Here is a 23,819-nt window from a genome sequence, read left to right as displayed (position 1 = left end):
CTCCTCACTTCGTGACAATCTCGTTCGTAATATGATCGGCAACGTTCACGGCCTTTACGACGAACTGATCTTCACGATGTTCGATATAGTTCGAGCAGGCGTTCCGCATGGCGTGGCGGAACGTGTACGTGTCATCAATCGCCGATAGGGCAGCTTTGATCGCATGCGAATGGCAGACGACGATGATTCGCTTCCCTTTATGCGCCTCGACGAGATGTTCCATCCCTTCAAGCACCCGGGCCCGCATCTCGTCTTCCGACTCAAGACCCGGAACCTGTTCCTGATCGTCCGCTTGAACGGCCTCGTAAATGCCCGGCACCGGTTTGCCTGACGCATAGCCGAACTCACGCTCGATGAACCGCTCGTCTTGAATAATCTCGCCCGGACCGATGCCGCACGCCTCCGCGATGTAATGGGCCGTGTCAACCGCTCGCGTGAGCGGACTCGAGACGATCACGTCCCAGTTCTCTTGACTTAAAAAAGCCGCGCTCTCTTCGGCTTGGCGATGCCCAAGCGCATTGAGGGGGATATCTTCCCGTCCTTGAATGATTTCTTGAAAATTCCAATCTGTCTGACCATGTCGGACTAAACAAAGTTCCGTCACACTCTTCACTCCTTCGTAATCGTTAAATCTTTTCCAATCGTAACATCTTTCTAAAAAATCGCAACGTCACGTCAAGGCATCGTCGATGAAACGATCGATGCGGGCCATGAGCTGTGTTTCTTTAATCGGATTATCAGATTGGAGAAAACTTGCAAGCGAGTGGGTACCGTTTGGGAACGAGATGAGCTGGACGTTCGCCCCGACCTCACTGGCGTGCTCGACGAAATGGAGCGCTTGCCCGAATGGGACGATCGGGTCTTTTTTACCGTGCAAGATGAGGATCGGCGGCGCGTCGTCATACAGATGTGTGACCGGTGAACATTTCACCATCAATTCACGCCACGCCTCGCGACTGCCCTCGTAAAACTTCAAGTGCGCGAGCCATGTCTGGATGAACTTGAACAAGAGGAAATTCGTCGGCGGATACAGCGCGATGACACCTTTCATCGACGGCACGTCGTCACCGAGTTCACCTGTAAACTGTTTATCCCGGTCGAGCGCCGTCGCGAGGACGAGCGCCGCACCCGCCGAGTCGCCCCAGCCGATCAATTGATCGATGTCGAGATTGAGAAGCCCGCCATGTTGTTTCAAATAACAGAGCGCGTCAGACACGTCGATGATGTTGTCCGGGAAGTAGACCCCGTCCTCGAACAGTCGATAGTCGATGCTGACGATGGCGAACCCTTTCCCCAAGAAATGATCGAGAAGGGGATGGAACAACGTCACCATGCCTCGGCCTCCGCGGACGAACGCGCCACCGTGCGCGTAGACGGCGACCGGGAACGGTCCATCGCCCGGCGGATAGTATATATCGAATTGGAGCGGTTGGTCGTTGACGACCTTGTACGTGTGGGTTCGTCGTTTGCGTATAGACGGGCGAACCGTCATCTCTGGTTCTTGCCATCTAACGAGCGAACCGTACTGATTCCAAACGCTCGCCCCGGCTGCGGTCGCCGCCGCTAACGCAGCGCCCCCGACAAACCAGGCGGTCTCCTTTCTCATACAAATCCACTCCTCGCTCTTTTTTTAATCATATTCCCTTTTTCTTTAAAAACCATCCATCGGAAGTCGGACTTGACGTGCGCTCGACTGCCCCCTATAATATTAGACGCAGTCACAGAACGTAACCGTTACGGTTTAATAATTGATTTAGAGAATTGAGAGGCGGAATAATACATGAACAAGAAATTAATGAGCGTCGCCGCGGCCGGGACACTTTTACTCGGTGGTTGCGCCAACAACGAAGAGAGCAATGCTACAAATGCTACAGACGAATCGAGCGATCAGTTGACGGTATACGCGTCGACATTCGCCTTAAAATCGATTGCCGAAGAAATCGGGGGCGACCGTGTCCGTGTTGAAATGGTGATCCCACCCGGTGCCGACCCCCACACATACGAGCCGACTTCAAAACAGATGACACAGATCGCGGAAGCTGATCTATTCCTCACGATCGGTCATGACCTTGAGCCGTACGTCGAGTCGATGGAACAGAGTCTCGCGAGCGAGGACGTCACGTTCGTGAAGACCGCGGAAGACATCGCTCTGCTCTCGGCTGACGATACCGTCCACGTTCACGGTGAGGATGAGCACGGCCACGAGGAAGATGGGCATACGGAAGAAGAAGCAGGCCACAGCGAGGACGACGGTCACGATCACGGCCAATACGACCCGCACGTCTGGCTCGATCCGATGAACGCCGTCTCGATGGCAGAAGCGGTTGAGGCGTCGTTCGTCGAGCAAGCGCCTGACTATAAAGACGAATTCGCAGATCGATTGAGCGCATTCAAAGAAGAAGCCGACACGCTCGATGCCGAGCTGCAAGCGGCTGTCGACGCCGGTTCGAAGTCAGAGCTCCTCGTGACGCACGCGGCTTATGGCTACTTGGCGGAACGATACGGTTTCGACCAGCTTCCGATCACTGGTCTCACGCCGTCTGAAGAACCGTCACAGCAAGCGCTCAAGCGGGTCATCGAAGAGGCAGAGCTCCATGACTTGAAGTACATCGCGTTCGAGGACACGGTGACACCGAAAGTGGCCGAAGTCGTCAAAAATGAAATCGGTGCCGAAGCAGTGACGATTTACAACCTTGAATCGGTCACGAAAGAACAGATGGACCAAAGCTATTTCGACTTGATGCGCGAGAACGTCAAAGCGCTTGAAATCGCATTGAAATAAGACAGAACAAAAGCTCGGCGCCGCGGCGTCGAGCTTTTTATAATTCCGGTTCTCGGTCGATTTGCCTCAACCTTGCCCAAATGATACTAGTTACGAAAATCGGAACAGCCGTCATCGTCGCTTGCAACAAAGTGTCTGAGATTACGTTTGTCGGATGTAAATACTCAACGAAAAACACACAAACTCCAATCAACAAAGTTCCGACTGCAAGCAGTTTAAGAAGGGATGCTCGTGGACGCCGAGTCTTCATGAGTAGAGCACTATTAATTGCAGCGAAACATAAATTGATATAAAACAAAGCGTAGAAAGCGATCGAAGCCAGACTATTATACGAAGCCCCAGTCAAAAGTACATATCCCCAAAACAGTAAGAATAGCAGCACCGTAACTAGATTGAGACGTCCGATTCGTTCGAGACCCGCTCGATAGGCAAACACCGGACTAAGTATGCAAAAAACAAGTGCCGCACTTGCGAAAAAACCATTCACCAACATCCACCGCCTAGTTTTTTCAATATTATACCATTCGAAAGGTATCATTCATAATAAATCAACACAAGCTCATCCCGCTCACTCGCCTCGTCACAGAAGTGCTTCAACAGCGTCCATTTGAGCCAAATGTCATCGAGACTGTCACGATTCACTAGCGCCATCTCTCCGACATCTTCTTTTTTGAAGGCGTTCATCGCGTCTTTGACGATATGAAGCAGCTGCGGCGTCAAAATCCCGACGACGACCGCCTGCTTCTCATTGACGACCAACTCTTCCCCGATGACGGCCATCTCCAAGTTATACGTGTCATTCCCGTCGATATATACCTCGATTTGACCAAGTATTTGTTGAAACCGCTCAATATTTGGAAGCGTCAACGTCTCGTACGTGTCACGGTGTTGCTCATGCACGTGAAGCAACCAGTCTAGAATCATCTCCGGGTCTTGACCGAACGAGACCCATACTTCCGGGGAAATGCGTATATAATGTGTCGTCTCCATGATTGAACGCCCCCCTTTTCTTCACTTTACCCTTCTTTCAGACGCAAAAAAACCGCCTACGTATATTCGTAGACGGTTTGTTGCTTATGAACGGAACGTACCCGTTTTGACTTCTTCTTCCTCGTTATCCCAAGCCTCTAAATATTCACGACCAGGCAGGTCTTCGATCGAGTCGGCATAAAATACCGGATCGTCTCCTTGACGGCGTTGCTCTAAATAATCGTCGAGTACGAGCCGTGCGACTTTCGCGAGACGGAAAATCGCATACAAGTTGACGAGCGCCATGAGTCCCATGAACACGTCGGCGATCGACCAGACGAGACCGGCCGAACGGACAGCTCCGAAGAGGACCATCCCGACGACACCGATGCGGTAGAGCGTGACATAAATCTTTTTATTCGAGATGAACTGAATGTTCGTCTCACCGTAGTAGTAGTTTCCTAGAATCGAGCTGAACGCGAACAAGAAGATCGCGATCGTCAGGAACGACGTCGCCATCGGACCGATCTCAGCCGTGAGTGCCGCTTGTGTCAATTCGACACCTGCGAACGCTTCCGAACCAGCCACGCCTGACAACAAGATGATCATCGCTGTCGACGTACAGATGAGAAGTGTATCGACGAAGACGCTGAACGATTGGATCAAGCCTTGTTTGACCGGGTGTGATACTTCAGCAGTCGCCGCCGCGTTCGGAGCCGACCCCATACCTGCTTCGTTCGAGAACAGACCGCGGCGGATCCCTTGAAGGACCATCGCCCCGATTGCCCCGCCGAACATTTGCTCGAGCCCGAGCACACCTTCAGAGAAGATGAGACCGAACACGCTCGGCAATAGCGAAGCGTTTGAAATCATGATCCATAAAGCGAGCAAGATGTAACCGCCGGCCATGATTGGAACGATGATACTTGATAACATCGCAATCGACTGGATGCCGCCGAAGATGACAATTCCTGTGATGGCAGCCAACACGAGACCGACCGTTGTCGGGCTGACCCCGAACTGGTTGCTCATCGAAATTGAAATTGTGTTCGATTGGACCGAGTTAAAGGCAAAACCGAACGAGAACGTGATGAGGATGGCAAACAAAATGCCGAGCCACCGTTGCCCGAGGGCGCGCTCCATATAGTAGGCCGGCCCCCCGCGCCACGTACGTCCGTCACGGACTTTATACACTTGAGCGAGCGTGCTCTCGACGAACGCCGAGGCGGAACCGACTAAAGCGATGATCCACATCCAGAAGACAGCTCCCGGACCACCGAGCGCGATCGCTGTCGCGACACCGGCGATGTTTCCTGTTCCGACACGTGCTGCCGTCCCAATGGCGAACGCTTGGAACGAAGACACTTGTCCTTTTTCACGCTTCATGCCGTCTTTGAACAAGAGGCGGAACATTTCAGGAAGCATACGGAACTGAACGAACCCCATGCGAATCGTGAAATAAAGGCCTAACGCGACAAGAACGACGATGAGCACCGACGACCAGAGCAGGTCATTCGCTTGTCCAACAAACTTTTCGATCATATTCTCCATCTTCAATCCTCCAAAATGTATGTTTAGTTATAAGTAAAAGTTATGTCAACTTTCTTAACATGATTAGAATTATAGGAAAAGTGTGTGGAGAATGCAATCTTTTTCAGTAATTTTCAAGTTTCACACCCAAACAATAGAAAAAGCGACCGGCACATGGCCGGTCGCTCTGACTATTTGATTCACTTAGATGAACAGGTTCAAGTTGCCGCCTTCAGCTGCCCCGAGGTATGCTGCCACACCGCCGAGATTGATGCCGTCGATCAACTCTTCTTCTTTGATTCCCATGACATCCATCGACATCGTACAAGCGACCATCTTGACGCCTGCTTCTTGTGCCGATTTAATCATTTGGTCAAGTGAAGGCACGTTCTTGTCGCTCATCACTTTTTTCATCATTTTCTGGCCAACCCCACCGAAGTTCATGTTCGAGAGCGGAAGTTCTCCAGCATGCGAAGGCATCATCATGCCGAACATCTTCTCGAGACCTTGCTTCTTCACGTCAGGTGCGTCTGGTTTACGAATGACGTTCAATCCCCAGAATGTGAAGAACATTGTCACTTCTTTGCCCATTGCCGCTGCGCCTTGAGCGATGATGAACGAGGCGAGGGCACGGTCGAGGTCTCCGCTGAAGACGACCATTGAAGCGCCGTCGCCGGCTGGTGCTCCTGCTTGAGCGGCCGTAGGGCCGTTGCCTTTTTGAAGGATCGCTTCGACGCGACCGTTCACGAACTGTTTCGAGACGAGTTTATTGCCCGTCTTTTTCGCCCATGCTTCGATGTCTGCGAAGAAACCAGGATCGCTTGCGAGGACGCGGAGCGTCTCGCCTTCGCCGAGCTCTGCTACTTTTTTATTTACTTCTAAGATTGGGCCCGGGCATTGCAGACCACATGTATCAAGGAAAATCGGTTCTCCGACTGGTTCATTCGTCATTGCGGGTGGTGCCTCCTTCGTTGCTGTCGCAGCAGTTTCATCTGCCGTTTTAACTGTCTCGAGCGCGTCAAAATCACGTCGTACTTGTGACCACGTCTTGTAGCCACCGCTCAAGTTTTTCACTTTGAAGCCATTTTGGCGCAAGATGCGTGAAGCCAGGTAGCCACGAAGGCCGACTTGACACGTCACGTAGATCGTCTCGTCTTTACTATAGCTGTCCAAGTTGTCACGGAGCGAGTTGAGCGGGATGTTGATCGATCCAGGAATTTTCCCGAGCTCATGCTCAGACTCGTCACGGACGTCAAGCAGTGTCGCACCGTTCTCGACCAATGCGTCAATCTCGTCCCAATGCACGACTTCGTTGTCACCGAGGATGACGTTCGAGGCGACGTAACCGATCATGTTGACCGGATCTTTCGCCGAGCTGAACGGCGGTGCGTAGCTAAGTTCGAGGTCTGGCAGGTCGAGGACCGTCAAACCACCTTTGATTGCTGTCGCGATGACGTCGATCCGTTTATCGACACCGTTCATCCCGACACCTTGAGCACCGTAGATTTCACCCGTTGTCGGATGGAACAACAGTTTGAGTGAAACCGGAGTCGATCCTGGATAGTAGCCTGCGTGTGAACCTGGGTGCACGTGGACGGCTTCAAACTCTTTGCCGGCTGCTTTCAAACGTTTCTCGTTCCATCCTGTCGAAGCGACAGTCATGTCGAACACTTTTGCGATCCCGGTACCCATCGTCCCGTTGTACTTCACGTCGCGGCCGTTAATGATGTCGGCAACGAGGCGTCCTTGACGGTTGGCTGGCCATGCGAGCGGAACGACCGTTGGCTCTTTGAAGATATAGTCGAGCACTTCGACCGCGTCCCCGATCGCATAGATGTTCGGATCCGACGTGAGCATCTTCTCGTTGACACGGATAGCGCCACGTGTTCCTGTCTCAAGACCGGCTTCTCGGGCGATTGTCGATTCAGGAATGACCCCGATCGACATGACAACCATGTCCGTTTCAATGACACGGCCGCTCGTCAAATGAATCTTCTTCCCTTGTTCAGAGAACGACGACACGCCGTCTGACAATTGGAGGTCCACGCCATGGAGACGCATATGTTCATGGATTGGTGCGACCATCTCACGGTCGAGCGGTGTCATGACTTGATCCGCCATTTCGACGAGCGTCACGTCAACGCCGCGTTCACGTAAGTTTTCAGCCATCTCGATTCCTATGAAGCCGCCTCCGATGACCGTCGCGTGTTTCGGTGCCTTGTCATCGACGTAGCTACGGATTTTATCTGTATCTGGAATATTTCGGAGCGTGAAGATATCTTCCGCTTCTTCGATCCCAGGAATGTTCGGACGAATCGGTTTCGCTCCAGGCGACAAGACGAGGACGTCGTATGACTCATCGTACGTTTCACCCGTTTGGACGTGTTTCACCGTCACTGTCTTCTCGGCGCGGTTGATTTTTGTCACTTCTGTCAAATTGCGGATATCGAGTTGGAACCGTTGATGCATGCCCTCGACTGTTTGGACGAGCAGTTTTTGACGGTCTTGAATCACGTCACCGATGTAGTATGGGAGACCACAGTTGGCAAATGAGATATATTCGCCACGGTCGAACATGACGATTTGATTTTCTTCATTTAAACGACGGAGACGTGCGGCTGCCGAAGCACCACCTGCTACCCCACCGACAATTACGATTTTTTTACTCATTGCTCGTTTCCTCCTTTGACGACTTCACCAGGCCAGCTCATCAAGCCGTCTTCTATATTGACCACTTTATAACCTTTTGCTTCCATTTGCCAAGTAGCTTGCGTGCTGCGAGCGCCCGAACGACAGAGCACGATGTACTCTTGATCTGTGTCGAGCTTATCAATCCACTCCGTTATTTCAGAGAGCGGGTAATTCGCCGCCCCCGCGATGTGTGCTTCTTGAAACTCGTCGCGTTCGCGCACGTCGACGATGTTTACAGGGACTTCAAAGTCCATTTGACGTTTTAAAGCCGATGCTTTCATCTTTGTTTACCCATCCTTTTTATCTATAGTCATTTCACGTATTCATGATCAGCTTGGTAGCGGGCGTCCGATAAACTTTGTGATTCATTGAACAATTCGCTTTCACGTCATTAATATACCCCCTATGGTATGTGATTGCAAGGGAAAAGTTTGACGAATCGGCAAACAGTCGATTTTTTCCGGCTTAAACGTTGTTGCTCGACACATACTCCCCCACGTATTAAGATGAGACTACACAATACTAGTTGGGTTACTGAACGATTTGAATATAGAGGTGAAACTTATGGAACAGTATCAATACGACACGAAAGTGTTGAACCGGATGAAACGGGTCGAAGGCCAGATCCGGGCCATCATCCGCATGATGGAAGAAGGCAAGGAGTGTCGCGACGTCGTGACACAACTGAGCGCGGCTCGATCGGCACTTGACCGCGCCTCGACGATCATCGTCGCCAAGAACTTGGAGCAGTGCATTATCACGGCGCAACAAGATGGCGAAGATACGTCAGAAACGGTCGAAGAAGCCATCAAAATGTTGATGAAACGCTAGTTCTCCTTGCTTTCCCCTCTCAAATGGGAGAAAGTTAGAGTAACGACTTTTAAGGGGGATTTCTTTGTGAACTTTGAAGAAAAAGTAGAATCATTCAAAGCGCTCGTCGCAGAACGCAACATGACGTTCAAAGAGAGCGAGACTGAAACGCACGTCACGTTTTTAACGCGTGAAACGACTAAATCTGGGGCCCAGCCCGTTATGATTATCGCCTTCAACAAAAAGACGACTGACGCCGAGCTATACGCCGCGACAGTGACGCACGTGCCGGACTACGTCGAAGACCTACCGATCCTCAACGCATTGAACGAGTTCAACCAAGAGTTCAAGTACTTCCGTTGCGTGCTCGACAGCGACCGTGACGTCACGCTCGCTTCAACGCTCGACCTCGATCTCGGCTTCTCACCGGAAATCATCTTGCAACATTCGTTCATGATGTTCCAAGCAGCCGACGAAGTGAACGAGTACATGCAAAAACTGTACACGCAAGTTCAATAATTGTAGACCGCCAGACAGAAAAGACGATCATCCCGTACGCATCGGGACGATCGTCTTTTCTTGTGTACTCATACGTCATCTCTCATAGCTAGGGCACGGGGAGAAGTTGCAATATACCACTGGTAACAAAGAATGATGATTAATAGAAGATCAACCAAATCCCCACCGTAATACATCCACATGGCTCCTGCCTCTGCCTCTCCTGTTGGCACCCCATTTGGTGGGCTCACATAAATTATTTTTGCCAATATCTTATGTCCGGCCAATGCTGCAATCAATACAAGTGATCGGTATATGTAGCTGTATCGGTGTGACGTGACGTCCACATAAATCAAAGAAATGGTAAACAAATACCCTGCTAAAAATACATGCAGATGAATTAACACATATAAAAGAATTGATTGATGCATCAGTGAATACAAATCCGTCATGTAGAGCAGATATAGCCCTCCAATGTTGAGAACGGAAGCCGTGACCGGATTCGTGAAGAATTGGAGCGGCCGACTTTTTAATACGCGTGTCACTCTTCTCGCGATGTGTACATCAAGCGTCCGTAACAGTAACGTCATCGGGGCGGACAAGGCGAGACACAACGGCGCCAACATACCTAGAAACAGATGACTAATCATATGCCCCACAAAATTGGTGTGGGCAAAAGTCGCTAACGGTCCAACCAAAGTAAGGCCTACACAAACAATACCTATCATCCATAACCCGTAGCGATATGGCGGCCACGGTTTATAAGCGCGACTCGTAAAAATTCCGGCGAACGAATAAGCAAGGAGAGCCATAAACAACAAAATCACGACCACCGCCTCATAACCGCCACTTATGGTCTGGACATGGGAATGCATCCTCATTTATCCTCCTTCTTTCACAAGTAGCTTCCGTTTCTGCGTTTGGTTAAAGAGCACTAAACCACCTATGAGGATGACAAGGGCCGTAACATTCCAAACGAGGTCATATGGAAGAATCTCAACGCCATAACGAATCTGATGAATTTTCAGTAGCTTGTGATGAATAATCCCATCGTAGAGTTGAAAAAAACCAACGCCAATCAGGACGCCACTGATCCATCGCTTCATCCAAAATGACTTTCTTCTCCGTAGGTCTGCCAGGAGGAACAAGGAAGCTACGGTCGCAAACCAACTGAACGCATGAAATAACCCGTCTGAGAATAAGCCGACGGCAGACGTCGATTTATCGTAGAAATGATGCCACGCCAACAATTGATGAAATACCGTCTCATCCACAAATGCAATCAGGCCCAATCCGAACAGAAATCCCGAACCAAGGTTACGGAACGCGTATGCATACGGACTACCTTCCATGTTTCGGCACCTCCAAATTAATAACAAAGTTTTCGGACATATTTCGATTCCCTTTTGTTTACTAATTAAACGCCGTCCTAATTTAAGAACAGAAACGATATCACTTTTATGAAACGTTTAGCCCGATTTTTCCGTACGAATAGAAAAAGGAGGGATTTTTATGTTGACTCGTTATACGCTTTACCTAGATTCGCTCGAAGCCATCAAAACGGCGACCAAGTGGGCACTCACTGACGACTTCCGGCGTTTGATGGCCGTCAACTACGCCATCCATGACACCACGTTCGACCCAAATCGGTTTGAACAGGCGCAGGCGGCCGTCAAACAGAAGACCGGTTTGTTCTCCAAATTTCGCGGTAGCAACAACCTCGTCTGGTTATCGTTTCTCGACGCCAAGTATGAAGACGTCGGCCCCGCGATTGACGAAGCACTTCGTCTCGACACGCTGCTCGACCGAAAACATTTCCGTTTCAGTGCGCTGCGGCCATTCCTCGCGAGCCAGTTGATCAACGTCGACGAGCCGGAACGCAGGCTCGATGAGGCAAGCGCCCTCTATCAAGCATTTAAACGCCAGCATCCGTGGCTCACGAGTGAAGAGGATCTGCTGTCGGCACTCGTCCTCGTGCAAGCGTTCGACGACCACACTGAACTGAACGAGCGCATCGAATCGTATTACGAGGCGTTGAAAGTCCACTTACCACGCTCGAACGAACTGCAACTCGTATCGCATTTGCTCATGTTCAGCAAGTTGGGCCGAGATGACGCCTTCGCTCGCTTCTTAGACTGGCGCACCCGCCTTGAAAACCAACAGCTTGCCGTCAAGAGTGAGCAGCTGCCATCGCTCGCCTTGCTCTCAATCGTCTCGGCACCAAACGACCAAGACGAACAAGCGATCCTCGATATCACGAACGCTGAAAAAGAGCAGCAGCGCTGGTTCAACACGCACGGACTAAACGTCGCCATCCAACTCGTCGCCGCGGAACATATAACCGAAGATGCGAGCGACCTGCTACTGAACGGGACGTTCGCTCATTTGCTGGCGATGCAACAAGCGGCCTCGGCGGCAGCAAGCGTCGCCATCATCGCGAGCACCTCGTCAAGCGACTAAAAAAAGAAGGGTTGCCCCTTCTACGTGTAAAGGTATATGCTCAAACAGATTAAAACGAACACCGAGTTCATAATCTCAAAGATCCCGATTTTCATAATTGGGATCTTTTTGCCGTAGAAAACGATCGCCCGGACGAGGCTCGGCGCGTATGCGAGCGCGAGCAGCGGATAGCCGAACGCGATGAACAATACGACGAGCATGAGGTGATACCCCCACGAGATGTTCCGGTACAACGCGCTCTTCTTCTCCCGAATCATCGTCTTGACGTAAAAGATACTGCCGAGGAAATACAAGTACGGCAAGATGAACAGCCAAACAATCGTCGCGCCCAACGTCTGCGCACCCAGATAATAACTCGCCATCCCACCGATACAAAATGACGTGACGGCACTGACGTCGTTCCAGACGTTGCGCTCGTCTTTAATTTTGGCGAAATAGGCGTTGACGAGACCGAACGGGATCATCGCGAGGACGAACCAGACGAGCCGCCATTCGGCGATGAACACAGGAATGGCAGCGACTGTCGCAATCACAAGATACGTCACGACCGTCCGCAACAGCTCAGCCGACTTCTTCCGTAGCTTCACGTATTGGAACAAGAAAAACGTGCCCATGTAGACGAACAACCAGGCGATAGCGAACGGGACATGAACGAGCGTCCATCCTCCGACGATGCCGCCGAGTAAGAACGGTAAAATAAGCATCGACCAGGCGCCGTGCTGTTTTGGAATCATCCATTTCATGTGACTCACTCCTTCTATAATCAGTTTAGAAGAACGGCGTGGGGAAAACTGTGACAAATTTTACAAAACAAAAAACGATCTCAGGCGAGATCGTTTTTTGGTGTTAGTTTGGTCACACTTGGTATGGCTACTTCGACAGCGTCTTCCGTCAACATCTTCGTGACGACACGACCAGCGATCGAGACCGCGATGAGCGTGTAGAGCGCGTTCGAGAGCGGCAAGTAGATGAGCGAGATCGCAAGAACAACCACATCGAAGGCGATGAGAATCGTTCCGACCGATACGCCGGACCACTTTGACAGACCGAGTGCGAATAAATCGTCACCTCCGGTCGCTCCACCTGACTTCAAGACGAGACCGAGACCGTAGCCGGTCACAATCCCGCTCGCAATCGCAGCGAACAGTGTCGCCGGCCAGACCTGGATGTCAAACGTCAACAGGTCGAGTCGATCCCACATCGCATAGCTGAGCGAAAGTGACGCCGCGGCAAGCACGGCTTGTCCGACGAAGCGCCAGCCTTTCCACCAAAGAGCGATTAAAAAGAAGGGGATGTCGAGTACGATCATCGAGATCGCCGGATCGATATCAAATAAATAGCGGCCGAGTAATGCTAACCCGACAAAGCCCCCTTCTGCCAAACCAAACTGTTCATTCAAATAATAATAACCGAACGCCATGATCAGCGTTCCGAGCACTATGGTAGCAACTCGTTTCATTCCGATTGTCCTCCCCGTTTTCAACGGAGAGGAGGATCCTCAGTCGTAGCCGCGGTTCCATCTGTTCCATCTCCGATCTTCCGTTTGTTGATTTTTTACATCGATGTTCGTCTGTAAAAACTCAACGCTAGAAGTCCGGCAATTGAAACAGAGGCCATGTCCTCTCGGTGTCCATAAAGACCTTCCTTTCCCAAATTGCGCGTAATCATGAGACTATTTTAACATACTCTCGCGACTATTTCATTAAATGTACATTTAGTGTAGATTACGTTTCGGTAAATCCTTCTTCCCGAACCACCACCAGTTCCAGTCGCCGAACAGTTTCATCAAGGACGGGACGAGCAACATCCGGATGATCGTCGCATCGATGAAGATTGCGAGCGCGATACCGACCCCGAGCTGTTTGATCGGGCTGACACCGGTGAAAGCGAACGCGCCCGTGACGACGATCATGATAACCGCGGCCGACGTGATAATCTTGCTCGTCTTCGCAAGCCCCATCTCGGTCGCATAGTCGTTATCCCCGGTCTCGCGGTAATACTCCTCGATCCGTGAGACGAGGAACACCTCGTAGTCCATCGACAAACCGAATACGAGCGAGAAGATGAACACCGGCGTCAAAATACTGATCGTCTCGGCGTCGTAGACGTAGCCCGACTCAAAGATGATGACCAACAACCCAAACGTCGCCCCGAGTCCGAGCACGTTCATGATGATCGCCTTGATTGGAATCAAGATCGAGCGGAACGCCCACATGAGGATGACCATCGTCGCTAAAATCACGGTCACGACCGCATAGGGGATGCTGTCGTAAATCTCTTCATAGATTTCTTCGTTGAAGGCGGCCGGCCCGCCGACGTCGAAACCTTGGTCGCGCCAATCGCGGACGAACGCCTGCGCCGCTTTATCGCTCGGCGGCACGTCGAAGCTGACGTTGACGAGCGCGAGGTCGGTATTCCCTTCGAGCGTGACGAGACGTTCAAACGCCTCGAGCTGTTCCGGGGCGACTTGAACGAGCTGTTGGAATTCCGCAGCTGTCAGATTTGATGCGGTCAAGAACGTCGTGACGTTGTCGACGATCGGGTCTTCATTCAACTCGTCCGTGAGGGTTGTCAACTCGTCAAGAATCATCGAGTCGGTCAAATCGTTCGTCTCAAACAACAGCACCGCATCGGTCGACGTCTCGCCGAACACATCGTCCCACCGCTCGAGGGCGGCCCGTGATTCGTACGACGTCGGGAGCGCATCGGCGTCCGGGATGTTCAGTTCTAAGTCGCGGACGAACCAAAGGCTCGGCAACAAAAGGAGCAACGCGACGAGCGTCATCACGACCGGACGCTTCATGACGAACCGGGCCAACTTTTGCCAGCGCACTTCAGAGCGCGTCTCGTTCGTTCTGATGAGACGTCCTTTATTGATGGCATCGCCGACGATATAGAGCGCCGACGGCAAGAGCGTGAGCGCCGACAAGACGGCACCCGCGACTGCAATCAAGGCACCGAGCGCGATCGCTTGAAACACATCGACTTGAATGAACAACAGTCCGGCGAGCCCGACGAAGACGCACAGTCCTGAGAACAGGATCGAGCGACCAGCCGTCGCGACCGTCCGGACGATGGCCGCTTCTCGTGACAGTCCTTTGGCGAGCTCTTCACGGTAACGGTTGACGAGCAGGAGCGAGAAGTCGATTCCGAGCGCAATCGCAATCATCGCGACGGCGTTCAATACGAAAATCGATAGCTCCATCGTCTGCGTGAAGAAGAAGAGCGATCCCGCCGCGACGATGAACGTGATCAGTCCAACGAATAAGGGCATGAAAGCGGCAAGCGGTGTCCCGAAGACGAGCAGGAGGACGACGAGCGCGACCGGGATCCCGATCAATTCGGCCCGGATCAAGTCATTTTTCGATGCCTCGTTCAAATCTTGGGCAAAGACCGGCTCCCCGGTCAAACGGACTTCCGTGTCCGTATCTCGAATCAATTCAGCGCGAACGTCGGCGATTGCCGACTCGGCCGCTTCCTGGTCCTCGAACTCGAGCACGAAGTACGCGGCGTCACCCGAGCGCGCGTCCGGGTTCTCTGCTGGCGTGATGACGCCGTCGACGCCCGTCACAGATTCGAGTCGTGTTTTTTGTTCGGCCATGACCGTCTCTAAGTCACCGCCTTCAAGCAAGACGATCATCGAAGCGCCGGCCCGGTCGAACCGATCGTTCAACGTGTCCTCCACTTGCGCGAAGCGGCCATCTTGAACCGCAAACCCGTTTCCTCGCAATTCCCCAGGCAACTGCAATCCGAAGTAAATCGAGACCGCTAATAACACAGTCCACACGGCGACCACCCAAAAGCGCCACCGCACCAAATTTTTACCTAACCGTTCCATCCAAGTCCACCCCTCTCCATCTAAGAAGACTGTTCCCGTTTCGCACGAGTTTCATCAAGTCTTCGCAAAAAAAATCCTGAACCGTGAGTCCGGTCCAGGAACGTCAACGCTCGAACACTTGTAGCCAACTATGGCAAAATCGTTGAGGCGTCGATAATACGACGAGGCGGTCTCCCGACTCATCAAGCAACATCACTTTCAATAATTCACTTTCGGCACATACTTCAGAAGCAAACAGTTGACGGTCACGATTGAACAGTTGGAACGACGTCGTCGACGTGATTGCTGTCGTCGCACCGATCTGGTCGACGATGACCGTATCACGGTCGCCGCCGTAAGGAATCGTCCATCGTTCACCCGCTTCGACCTGCTCGACCATGAATTGCTGATTCAATTCATCGTAAAGCGTGACGAGGCCTGGGGCCGTGAACCGCTCAAAATCATAAATCGGATGATAGGCTAACTCGATGATGGCGCCAAACTCCGGCGTCTCCTCATAGCGGCTATAGCGGAACGTGTGGTCGGTCATGTTTAACGCCACGATGTCAGATTCCGCCGAGTAGAGAAATAAATCGTCTCCTCGCCAATGACATAAATTGCTGAACCAATCGTCATGAAACGTTTTTGGGATTGGGTGACACTCCATCATGCCTTGCTTTAAATCAATGACTCCATACGTTTGCATGTCTCGGAACAGCGCGACGGCTTTTTTTCCATGTGGTTCAATATATAGTGCGCACGGTGCCCATTTCCACTCGAGTTCCCATCTGATTTGGAACGTTTCGTCGAAAAAGACAAATCCAGTTTGCGCCAAATACAACATCCATCCTCCACCGACGCGCTCTAACCATTCAACCGTCTGATGAAACTGATAGTCTGCTACTTGTTTGTACATTTGATCACTTCCTAGTTTCAGCTTAGCAACGACCGAACGGTTTATCGATTTTGAATGTGTTCACACGACACATTCTCGCTCGGTCCGTTTTTGCTGTATACTGGCTGTAGCAAACCTGAATTTAGAAAGGAGAAACCACATGCGCCCACTACAACTGTCTCCCGAGACGGCGGTCGAGCTTGCCAAAAAGTTGAACGTACCGCTTGAAGAACTCATGCATATGCCAAAACATATCCTCGTTCGGAAGATGATGGAGCTTGAAGCATCCAAGACCGAACCGAATGAAGAAAAGGAGACGGAATGACGTCTCCTTTTTTTGTTACCCTTGTTTATTCTTCCGCTTTTTCGCGACGTACCAAAGTCCAAGGATGGCAAGCGCAGCTCCACCGGCGACGGCGTACTTGCTGTAATCCGGACGGCGTTCTGTCACGACGAGCGTCGACAGCGGCGCGACGGTGAGGTGCCGGTCTTCGACGAGGCGTGGCGCCGTCAAGTTGACGGTATGGTCCTCGACATGAACTTCGAACTTGCCTGCTGGCAGCTTCACGTCGACCGGTACTTCGAGTCCGTTATGGTAGACGAGATGACGCTCGACATAACCTTCGACGTGACGATGAAGTTCGTAGGCGATTATCCCTTCTTCTTCGTCAAAGAAACGTAAGTGCTTTCGAATCTGTTCGGTGTTCTCGAGACGGAACAACGGATACTGTTTGCGTAAGTTGATCAAGCCTTTCACATATTCGACGCTCGGCGTCTCTTGCTCGGCCCGGGTCCAGTCCAATCGGTTGATGACCTCGCCCGATTTGAAACTGTTCTCATCCCCGTCTTTCGTGCGGAAAAACTCTTGCCCGCTATGAAGGAACGGAATGCCTTGGCTGAGCAGGACGATCGTCGTCGCAAGACGATGACGGCGGCGGCGCGTCGTCTCATCGTCGTCAGGACTAGCGGCGGCAAGTTTGTCCCAAAGCGTCAAGTTGTCATGGCATTCGACGTAGTTGACGACTTGGTTCGGCTCATCGGCGAAACTTTGACTCGTGACCGCACCGGCGATCCCGCGCTTCACGTCAGCCGTCAGCTCGGCGTTGCCGCTGATCCAGCCCGGCAAGTCTTCGATGAATACGTCACCACGGATTCCGTCCCGGATCGCATCGTTGAACTGAGCGATACGTGGCATTTTACGGGCGTTGTGTTGGTTTGCCTTCTTACGAACTGCCAGTGGTGTATCGAGATCCCAGCCTTCTCCGGTGATGAGGATCGATGGATCAATCCGATCGAGTGCTTTGCGGACCTGGTTCATCGTCTTGACGTCATGCAGCCCCATCAAATCAAAGCGGAAGCCGTCGATCATGAACTCTTTGGCCCAATACGAGACACATTCGACGATCAGTTTGCGCATCATCAACCGCTCCGACGCTGTATCGTTGCCGCACGCCGAGCCGTCGGCAAGCGTCCCGTCCTCGTTCAATCGATAATAGTAGTCCGGCACAAACTGGCCGAGCGGTGTCGTCAAGGCGTCATACGTATGGTTGAACACGACGTCCATGATGACGCGGATGCCGCGGTCATGGAGCGCTTGGATCATCGCCTTCAACTCGAGGATCCGGGCGGCCGGGTCATCCGCTGTCGAGGCGTACGAACCTTCGACCGCGAAATAATGGACCGGGTCATAGCCCCAGTTATAGTTCGACTCGCTTTCCCGCGACTCGTTGACCGAACCGTAGTCAAAGAACGGCATGAGTTGAAGGTGGGTCACGCCGAGCGCTGTGATATAGTCGAGCGCTGTCGGGTATCCGTTTTTCGTCTTCGTGCCGGCCTCGGTCATCCCGAGGAATTTACCTCGGTGCATGACACCGCTGTCCGGATGGCTCGTCAAATCTCTCACATGTGCTTCATAAATGACCGCTTCTTGCGAAGAGTGGAAGAGCGGACGTTCTTTGACCCAATGGTCCGGGTTGATTGAAGACGGGTCGAGCAGGCAGCCCCGCTTCCCGTTGACGCCGACGACTTTCGCATACGGATCGAGGGATTCGATGCGCTTACCATCAACGATTGCCTCGAACACATAAAACTGACCTTCGAATTGCGCCCGGTCAAGCTCGACCATCCATGTCCCTTTTTCAGCCCGTTCGAGCTCGATGCGGTCAAACTTACGCGCCCGCGCCGTACGATAAAGCTTCACTGTCATTTGCTCGGCTACCGGCGACCACACCCGCAGACGGATGAGTTCACTTTTAAACGTCACCCCAAGGTCTTTTCCATGATACGCAACGTGATCCAAGTCTACATTTGTCTGTCTATCGATTGTATGTTCCATCGTTTCACTCCTTCACTGCTTCAAATCTGCTATCATTATAACAAAACCCATACAAAGGATGGATGAAACATGGCAAAAGACAATTCTTTTGATATCGTGTCAGAAATGAATCTAGAAGAAGTGAAAAACGCGATCCAAATCGCCGAAAAAGAAATTTTGAACCGTTACGACTTTAAAGGGTCGAAGAGTGAGATGTCACTCGATAACGGTGACCTCGTCCTCATCTCAGATGACGATTACAAACTCGAACAGTTAAAAGACGTCATGATTTCGAAGTTGATCAAGCGCGGCGTGCCGACGAAAAACCTCGACTACCAAAAAATCGAACGCGCACTCGGCGGTACCGTCCGTCAACGTGTCAAGTTGAAGAGCGGAATCGATAAAGACGATGCCAAGAAAATCAACAACGCCATCAAAGAGTCGAAGTTGAAAGTGAAATCACAAATTCAAGACGATCAAATTCGTGTGACGGCCAAGTCACGGGATGACCTACAAGCGGTCATGCAACTCGTCCGTGAGCTCGAGTTATCGGTCGATGCCCAGTTCACGAACTACCGATGAAACTCGCCATCATCAGTGACCCGCACGGTTCGTTTGATGATTTGAAAGCCGTTCTCAAGGCGGTCAGGCGCGAGACCGAGCACATCCTCTGCCTCGGCGACTTGTACGAGTGCCATATCGGCAAAAAACGGCGCAACGAACGGTTTCATGACGTCTCCGACGTCATGACGTTTGACGAGCAGTATGAGGCGCTCTTGACGTTCCCGAGCCTGCGCGGCAATCAAGAAGAACGGATTGACGAAGTGCTCATCGTGTCGCACCCTGTCAAGACCCGCATCTCATTATTGCCTGAACAGACGACGCTCGATGAGGCGCTGTTCTTACATGGTCACCAAATCGATTGGAGCGCCGACTGGGAGCCGGTCATCGAGAAAGGCAAGTATCCGCTCGTCTTCATCGGGCATAGTCATATTCCCGGTATTTACCGGAAAGGACGCTCGATTCCATGGGAAATCGGAACACCGTTCAAGTTGAAGAAGAAGCGCTACGTCATCAACGTCGGCGCAGTCATCTTCGACCGGGAATGGTGTTTGTATGATACGAAGACGCGAACAGTCACGCGGATGAAGGCGTGACACAACAAAAGGGACCTTTCGCAGGTCCCTTTTGTCGTGTTTACATTTCTTCTGGAGCTTGGACACCGATCAAACGGAGTCCTTCCGTCAAGACGATCGTCACGGCTTTGACGAGCGCGAGACGCGATTGTTTGCCCGCATCTTCTTCAAGCACACGGACGTGGCCGTAATACTTGTTGAACGATTGCGCCAAGTCGAGGACGTAACGGCTGATGATCGACGGCTCACGGCGCTCATGGGCACGCGTGATGACGTGTGGGAACGCGTTGAGCATCGTCACGACGCCCCACGTGTGGTCATCGTCCGCACCTGCGAACGTCGAACCGTCGTAGTTGCCTTTACGGAGGAGCGAGTTCGCCCGTGCGTTCGTGTACTGCACGTAAGGTCCCGTCTCCCCTTCGAACTTGAGCATGCTGTCGAGGTCGAACTCGATGTTGTTGATGCGCTCATTCTTCAAATCGTGGAAGATGACGGCGCCGACGCCGACCATACGAGCCACGTTCTCTGCGTTTGGAAGCTCAGGGTTCTTCTGTTCGATGTTAGCTTGCGCTTTCTCGATCGCTTCTTTCAATACTTCTTCAAGCAGGACGATGCGGCCTTTACGTGTCGACATCTTCTTCCCTTCTTGCAAGATCAAGCCGAACGGTACGTGGTGCATGCCGTCGACGAAGTCGTAACCGAGCTTGCGTAGTACCGAGAACAACTGTTTGAAGTGGAGCGCCTGCTCGCCACCGACGACGTAGTTCGCTTGGACGAAGTTGTACGTCTCATGACGATAGACGGCCGCAGCCAAGTCACGTGTCGCGTAAAGCGTCGCGCCGTCTTTCTTTGTGATCAGGCAAGGTGGTAAGTTCTCGTCTTCAAGCGAGACGACCATCGCCCCTTCACTCTCGACGAGCAGGTTCTTCTCTTCGAGCATGGCGACGATCCGGTCCATCTTGTCGTTGTAGAACGCTTCACCGTGGAAGCTGTCAAACTCGACACCGAGGAGATCGTATACTTTTTGGAACTCTTTGAGCGACTCGTCACGGAACCATGTCCACAGTTCGGTCGCTTCAACGTTACCGTCCTCGAGCTTTTTGAACCAAGCACGGCCCTCGTCTTCAAGCTCAGGCTGAGTTTTCACTTCTTCATGGAAGTGAACGTATAGCTTTAAGAGCTCAGCAATCGGATTTGCCCGGACCGCTTCCTCATCGCCCCACTTCTTATAAGCGACCATGAGTTTCCCGAATTGTGTACCCCAGTCACCGAGGTGGTTGACACCGACGACGTTGTAGCCGTTTTTGCGAGCGATCTGGTTGATGGCGTTACCGATGACCGTCGAGCGCAAGTGTCCCATCGAGAACGGTTTGGCGATGTTCGGTGATGAGAAGTCCGTGACAATCGTCTCGTTGCGTGTCGCATGCGTCGCGTAATCCGCTTGCTCGTCGAGAACCACGTTAATGATTTCCTGCGAGACGACGCCACGGCTCAAGAAGACGTTCACGTATGGACCGGCCGCTTCAACTTTTGTGAACAGTTCGTCGTTCAATTCACCGGCGATGTCAGTCGCAATCATGACCGGCGCTTTCCGGTACGCCTTGGCGAGTTGGAAGCATGGGAACGCGAGATCCCCGTGCGCCTCATGTTTTGGTTTTTCAATCAATGCCTCAATCTGGTCGAGCGTGAGTTCGTCACCGATGACACGTGACAGAGCCTCCGCATACTTGCGTTCATAACTCATGTAAATTTCCTCCTTCAAATCTAGTCATAAAAAAAACGCCCTTTGCACAGATGCAAAGAGACGGGTTGGCCCGCGGTACCACTCTTCTTGCCTGTTTTACACAGACCACTTTAACGGTGATAACGGGGGGCCCCCGGCTACGCCTACTCGCTTCGGATAGCATCTCAAAAGTGCGTTTCGCGATGTTTGTCAGCCCAGGCTCTCACCAATCCCTAGGTCGCTTTGTTGACTAAACGATCGTTACTCTCTTTTTCATCGACTTTCGTCTATGTGGTTGAAAAGCAACTTCATTATAGAGGATATTTGATGTAGACTCAATGCTAGAATTCAGCCATTATGATGAATAGGCAGGACTCGGGCGCAACCGTGCCGAATCTCCTACCATACATATGAGAAGACTTTTCCCACACAGGAGGGAACTATGAATCATTTTCGCAAGATGTCCGTCCTCGGTTGGAGCATTTGGAGTTTGATCGTTTTACTGACCATCACTTTGTTTACAACCGGTGTCCTTGATGTTCCGGCGATCGAGCCGCTTCCGTTCATCTTGATCGCGTTGCTCGTCATCATTTTCCAAATGGACTCGATTGAACGGAAAGGCGTCTATTTCACGTTTTCAGAAAGCATCGTCCTCATCATCTTTTTATTCTTTGATTTTGAGACGGCGCTCCTCGTCAACCAAATTGGACTCCTCGTCTTTCAGTTCGCCAACTTAAAACCGCGCGTCGCGCTCCGCCGCTTCCGGTTCACTTATCCGTGGAACGCGATCACGTCATTTTTAGAAATCGCCATCCCGGCAAGTGTTTACTTGGCACTCGGCGGTGAGACCGGTCTTGGCTTCTATTCGCAGGATTCGTTCGTCCCGCTCCTCGGTCTGATCAGCGCCATCATCTTGAACACGATTGTCCAAAAATATCAAGTCGGCTGGTGGTTCCGCGTCGATATTCCGGTCCGAGATTTTCTGAGTATCGCTTTTTACACGTATATCGTCAGTTTCGTCTTCATCTTTGCCGCGTCGTTCTTCCGTGAGACGAACTTGCTCGTCGTCAGTAGCATCGCGGCCGCCCTCACGTTCTTTATTAAGCGGTTGATGATTCAAAAAGGGCGCCAGGACGCGTTCAAGTCATTGATCGAACAGTACGATGAAGCGAAAGAGGCAGTCTCCCTGTCTCAAAGCGAGGCTCAGGCGATTGAAGTGTTCTTGAGTCAATGTGAGCGCCTCAACCAATATGATAAAGGGTTTGTCGAGTTCGTCCTGTTCGACCGAACGCTCTATTTCGATTTGTTGACGCGACAGCCAATCGACCGTCCGCTCGTCTTCGACTTGATGGATGCGCGCCATCCACACGCCAAGTCTGTCGATTATGAGATGCGTTTCGAATGGGACGCAGCGTTGTCAGATGCGTTTCATGACGACTACCACAGCTTCATCTCGGTCCAGTCAGAAGAGATTGACGGGATCCGCACACGCATCGTCATGATCGGTGAACACGTCTATGGCTATCCGCCCATCATTCAAAACGAGATGGTAAAATTGTTGAAATCATTCAACCGAACGATCAGCCGGTGCCACGAACGCGACCGCCTATACACGGAAAGCCGCACCGATAGCTTGACGCTGCTCGCCAACGCGCGCGCGTTCTACGAGTATGGGATTCAACAAATCTCGGACGGTTCGATGTACCCGATCTCGGTCGCGATGCTCGACATTGACTTCTTTAAAAAAATTAATGACACGCACGGTCACCAAGTCGGAGACAGCGTGCTCCAAGAGTTCGGGCGGCGAATTCGGCAAGTGCTCCGGACCGATGACTTTGCGGCCCGTTACGGGGGCGAGGAGTTCATATTGCTGCTCAATCATTGCGACGTCGACCAAGCCGTCGATATCGCCGAACGGATTCGGCAGAAGATTGAAGATAAGCCGTTCCGTGTCGATGGGGTCGATATTCCCGTGACCGCCTCGATCGGTGTCGATACGATTCAAGCGTTCGGCGACAAACGGCTTGACGATACGATCCGTAACGCTGACCGGGCCCTTTACGTCGGCGGTAAGTACGCCGGTCGTAACCGCGTCGCCCATTACAACTTTTTGACGACATGACTTCCCCCCGCGTCCACTGGCGCAGGGGAATTTCTGTTGACAACCCGATTTGAAACAGGTACGTTAGGAAAC

General features: G+C 51.9%; 22 protein-coding genes and 1 other annotated feature. Of the genes, 8 read left to right on the top strand and 14 right to left on the bottom strand.

Going from position 1 to position 23,819, the window contains the following annotated elements:
- Window positions 1-4: 4 nt before the first annotated feature.
- Window positions 5-604 carry a histidine phosphatase family protein gene (locus EVJ22_RS13125; protein WP_071398905.1) on the bottom strand — a complete coding sequence of 200 codons (600 nt, stop codon included), beginning with the start codon at window positions 602-604 and terminating at the stop codon, window positions 5-7.
- 66 nt (window positions 605-670) lie between these two features.
- Window positions 671-1,606 (bottom strand): alpha/beta hydrolase, encoded by a 936-nt coding sequence (locus EVJ22_RS13120; RefSeq protein ID WP_071398904.1) that lies wholly within the window; start codon window positions 1,604-1,606, stop codon window positions 671-673.
- Window positions 1,607-1,780: 174 nt separating this feature from the next.
- Here EVJ22_RS13120 and EVJ22_RS13115 point away from each other — a divergent pair, with 174 nt between their 5' ends.
- The gene (locus tag EVJ22_RS13115) at window positions 1,781-2,782 is read left to right on the top strand and encodes a metal ABC transporter solute-binding protein, Zn/Mn family (RefSeq protein ID WP_071398903.1); all 1,002 of its coding nucleotides are present in this window, start codon (window positions 1,781-1,783) and stop codon (window positions 2,780-2,782) included.
- A 534-nt stretch (window positions 2,783-3,316) separates the two neighbouring features.
- On the opposite strand, the gene EVJ22_RS13110 is transcribed toward EVJ22_RS13115, so the two are convergent.
- The 4 genes from EVJ22_RS13110 to EVJ22_RS13095 form a co-directional block, all read right to left on the bottom strand.
- The gene (locus EVJ22_RS13110; RefSeq protein WP_071398901.1) at window positions 3,317-3,772 is read right to left on the bottom strand and encodes a hypothetical protein; all 456 of its coding nucleotides are present in this window, start codon (window positions 3,770-3,772) and stop codon (window positions 3,317-3,319) included.
- An 84-nt stretch (window positions 3,773-3,856) separates the two neighbouring features.
- Window positions 3,857-5,302 carry an alanine/glycine:cation symporter family protein gene (locus tag EVJ22_RS13105; protein ID WP_071398900.1) on the bottom strand — a complete coding sequence of 482 codons (1,446 nt, stop codon included), beginning with the start codon at window positions 5,300-5,302 and terminating at the stop codon, window positions 3,857-3,859.
- 183 nt (window positions 5,303-5,485) lie between these two features.
- Window positions 5,486-7,951 carry a CoA-disulfide reductase gene (locus EVJ22_RS13100; RefSeq protein WP_131444067.1) on the bottom strand — a complete coding sequence of 822 codons (2,466 nt, stop codon included), beginning with the start codon at window positions 7,949-7,951 and terminating at the stop codon, window positions 5,486-5,488.
- Window positions 7,948-8,253 carry a rhodanese-like domain-containing protein gene (locus EVJ22_RS13095; RefSeq protein WP_071398896.1) on the bottom strand — a complete coding sequence of 102 codons (306 nt, stop codon included), beginning with the start codon at window positions 8,251-8,253 and terminating at the stop codon, window positions 7,948-7,950. The genes EVJ22_RS13100 and EVJ22_RS13095 overlap by 4 nt, the downstream gene beginning before the upstream one ends.
- Window positions 8,254-8,536: 283 nt before the next feature.
- Here EVJ22_RS13095 and EVJ22_RS13090 point away from each other — a divergent pair, with 283 nt between their 5' ends.
- Window positions 8,537-8,803, top strand: coding sequence for a metal-sensitive transcriptional regulator (locus EVJ22_RS13090; protein ID WP_016509666.1), 267 nt, complete (start codon window positions 8,537-8,539; stop codon window positions 8,801-8,803).
- A 66-nt stretch (window positions 8,804-8,869) separates the two neighbouring features.
- Window positions 8,870-9,301, top strand: a complete 432-nt coding sequence (locus EVJ22_RS13085) for a type III secretion system chaperone family protein (protein ID WP_016509669.1) — start codon at window positions 8,870-8,872, stop codon at window positions 9,299-9,301.
- Between the two features lie 68 nt (window positions 9,302-9,369).
- Here the strand turns inward: EVJ22_RS13085 and EVJ22_RS13080 are convergent, their stop codons facing one another.
- Together EVJ22_RS13080 and EVJ22_RS13075 are read right to left on the bottom strand one after the other, a co-directional pair.
- The gene (locus EVJ22_RS13080) at window positions 9,370-10,155 is read right to left on the bottom strand and encodes a cytochrome c oxidase assembly protein (RefSeq protein ID WP_131444066.1); all 786 of its coding nucleotides are present in this window, start codon (window positions 10,153-10,155) and stop codon (window positions 9,370-9,372) included.
- Window positions 10,156-10,161: 6 nt separating this feature from the next.
- The gene (locus tag EVJ22_RS13075; protein WP_131444065.1) at window positions 10,162-10,632 is read right to left on the bottom strand and encodes a DUF2243 domain-containing protein; all 471 of its coding nucleotides are present in this window, start codon (window positions 10,630-10,632) and stop codon (window positions 10,162-10,164) included.
- A gap of 160 nt (window positions 10,633-10,792) precedes the next feature.
- Here EVJ22_RS13075 and EVJ22_RS13070 point away from each other — a divergent pair, with 160 nt between their 5' ends.
- Window positions 10,793-11,740, top strand: coding sequence for a DUF4003 family protein (locus tag EVJ22_RS13070; protein ID WP_233589714.1), 948 nt, complete (start codon window positions 10,793-10,795; stop codon window positions 11,738-11,740).
- Window positions 11,741-11,760: 20 nt separating this feature from the next.
- Here EVJ22_RS13070 and EVJ22_RS13065 read toward each other — a convergent pair whose 3' ends face one another.
- The 4 genes from EVJ22_RS13065 to EVJ22_RS13050 all read right to left on the bottom strand — a co-directional run bounded on the left by EVJ22_RS13065 (window position 11,761) and on the right by EVJ22_RS13050 (window position 16,473).
- Window positions 11,761-12,483: a YwiC-like family protein gene (locus EVJ22_RS13065; RefSeq protein WP_071398894.1), complete on the bottom strand. Its 723-nt coding sequence runs from the start codon at window positions 12,481-12,483 to the stop codon at window positions 11,761-11,763.
- A gap of 80 nt (window positions 12,484-12,563) precedes the next feature.
- The gene (locus EVJ22_RS13060; protein ID WP_070329202.1) at window positions 12,564-13,199 is read right to left on the bottom strand and encodes a YitT family protein; all 636 of its coding nucleotides are present in this window, start codon (window positions 13,197-13,199) and stop codon (window positions 12,564-12,566) included.
- A 255-nt stretch (window positions 13,200-13,454) separates the two neighbouring features.
- On the bottom strand, window positions 13,455-15,578 hold the full coding sequence (locus tag EVJ22_RS13055) for an MMPL family transporter (protein ID WP_071398893.1): 2,124 nt from the start codon (window positions 15,576-15,578) through the stop codon (window positions 13,455-13,457).
- Window positions 15,579-15,681: 103 nt separating this feature from the next.
- Entirely contained in the window at window positions 15,682-16,473 is a 792-nt protein-coding gene (locus tag EVJ22_RS13050) for a hypothetical protein (RefSeq protein WP_131444063.1), read from the bottom strand.
- A 139-nt stretch (window positions 16,474-16,612) separates the two neighbouring features.
- On the opposite strand from EVJ22_RS13050, the gene EVJ22_RS13045 reads away from it, so the two are divergent.
- The gene (locus tag EVJ22_RS13045) at window positions 16,613-16,777 is read left to right on the top strand and encodes a YycC family protein (protein WP_016509685.1); all 165 of its coding nucleotides are present in this window, start codon (window positions 16,613-16,615) and stop codon (window positions 16,775-16,777) included.
- A 15-nt stretch (window positions 16,778-16,792) separates the two neighbouring features.
- Here EVJ22_RS13045 and pulA read toward each other — a convergent pair whose 3' ends face one another.
- On the bottom strand, window positions 16,793-18,787 hold the full coding sequence (gene pulA / locus EVJ22_RS13040) for a type I pullulanase (RefSeq protein WP_071398891.1): 1,995 nt from the start codon (window positions 18,785-18,787) through the stop codon (window positions 16,793-16,795).
- Between the two features lie 69 nt (window positions 18,788-18,856).
- On the opposite strand from pulA, the gene EVJ22_RS13035 reads away from it, so the two are divergent.
- Both EVJ22_RS13035 and EVJ22_RS13030 read left to right on the top strand, forming a co-directional pair.
- Window positions 18,857-19,348 carry a YajQ family cyclic di-GMP-binding protein gene (locus EVJ22_RS13035; RefSeq protein WP_016509687.1) on the top strand — a complete coding sequence of 164 codons (492 nt, stop codon included), beginning with the start codon at window positions 18,857-18,859 and terminating at the stop codon, window positions 19,346-19,348.
- Window positions 19,345-19,923 carry a metallophosphoesterase family protein gene (locus EVJ22_RS13030; RefSeq protein ID WP_071398890.1) on the top strand — a complete coding sequence of 193 codons (579 nt, stop codon included), beginning with the start codon at window positions 19,345-19,347 and terminating at the stop codon, window positions 19,921-19,923. Before EVJ22_RS13035 ends, EVJ22_RS13030 begins: the two co-directional genes overlap by 4 nt.
- Before the next feature lie 40 nt (window positions 19,924-19,963).
- On the opposite strand, the gene argS is transcribed toward EVJ22_RS13030, so the two are convergent.
- Entirely contained in the window at window positions 19,964-21,646 is a 1,683-nt protein-coding gene (argS, locus tag EVJ22_RS13025) for an arginine--tRNA ligase (RefSeq protein ID WP_131444062.1), read from the bottom strand.
- 53 nt (window positions 21,647-21,699) lie between these two features.
- Window positions 21,700-21,911, bottom strand: a binding site (T-box leader).
- A gap of 156 nt (window positions 21,912-22,067) precedes the next feature.
- Between argS and EVJ22_RS13020 the strand changes: the two genes are divergently transcribed.
- Window positions 22,068-23,747 (top strand): GGDEF domain-containing protein, encoded by a 1,680-nt coding sequence (locus EVJ22_RS13020; protein ID WP_233589713.1) that lies wholly within the window; start codon window positions 22,068-22,070, stop codon window positions 23,745-23,747.
- Window positions 23,748-23,819: the final 72 nt, after the last annotated feature.

Source organism: Exiguobacterium sp. SH0S7, from assembly GCF_004337195.1.
Lineage (GTDB): Bacteria > Bacillota > Bacilli > Exiguobacteriales > Exiguobacteriaceae > Exiguobacterium > Exiguobacterium aurantiacum_A.
Note: the sequence above shows the minus strand (reverse complement) of the source record. Positions and strands in the feature narration are given on the sequence as shown.